1 pseudogene is annotated in these 264 nt (G+C 61.7%); it reads left to right on the top strand.

Going from position 1 to position 264, the window contains the following annotated elements:
- A pseudogene (locus tag AC6CHM_RS25185) lies at window positions 1–264 on the top strand (VWA domain-containing protein); the annotation flags it as partial.

Genomic DNA, 264 nt, shown 5'->3' with positions numbered 1-264 from the left:
TCACCTTGGGCGTTTCTTGCGGTACCGCTACCGCTGATTGCGGCGCGGCTGTTGAAAGCCCGGCGGCATTACGCCAGAACGCTGACGGTCCCTTCGTCTGTGGTGTTTGACAACATCGACGATGTGCAGACCGGCATCTTGGGCGCTATACGCAGCTTTACAGCGATCCTCTGGACGGTCTGGTCGTTGGGCGTGCTGGCCCTCGCAGGACCGCAGATCATACAGCCCGTCGCCGCATTGCCGGTTTCGGGCCGCGACATCATC

This window comes from Phyllobacterium sp. GQ127, from assembly GCF_059758635.1.
This window is presented reverse-complemented; position numbering and strand designations above follow the sequence as displayed.